The organism is Bacillus sp. SIMBA_074, assembly GCF_046534555.1.
Lineage (GTDB): Bacteria > Bacillota > Bacilli > Bacillales > Bacillaceae_G > Bacillus_A > Bacillus_A mycoides.
This window is the reverse complement of the sequence record NZ_JAWRYM010001316.1, coordinates 1-231: the sequence shown is the minus strand read 5'-3', so window position 1 is coordinate 231 and position 231 is coordinate 1. Positions and strand designations below refer to the sequence as shown.

The 231-nt window shown below is 51.5% G+C and carries 1 protein-coding gene; it reads right to left on the bottom strand.

Features of this window, described 5'->3' with window-relative positions; genetic code table 11:
- Positions 1-187: hypothetical protein (locus SB773_RS34970; protein ID WP_410595179.1), on the bottom strand; the 187-nt coding region annotated here is incomplete at its 3' end.
- Positions 188-231: the final 44 nt, after the last annotated feature.

Sequence of the window (231 nt, the reverse complement as noted above, 5' to 3'; positions counted from 1 at the left end):
CTTGAGGCAAAGTGTCGATATTAGTGTTAGCCACGACAGCCGCCACTTTAAGCGGCTCTAGCGCTGCCTCCTGATGCCCAAACGCTCCAATTCGCTGTGCAAAGCGCTGCTGTTGATCACTTCCAGATACATCTGCGGTATACCATCCTCCCCCTTCTCCCGATATTACATGACGAATTCGTGTCACAATCCCGAAACGCAGCAGCAGTGCGCTGACATCATCAATAAGAC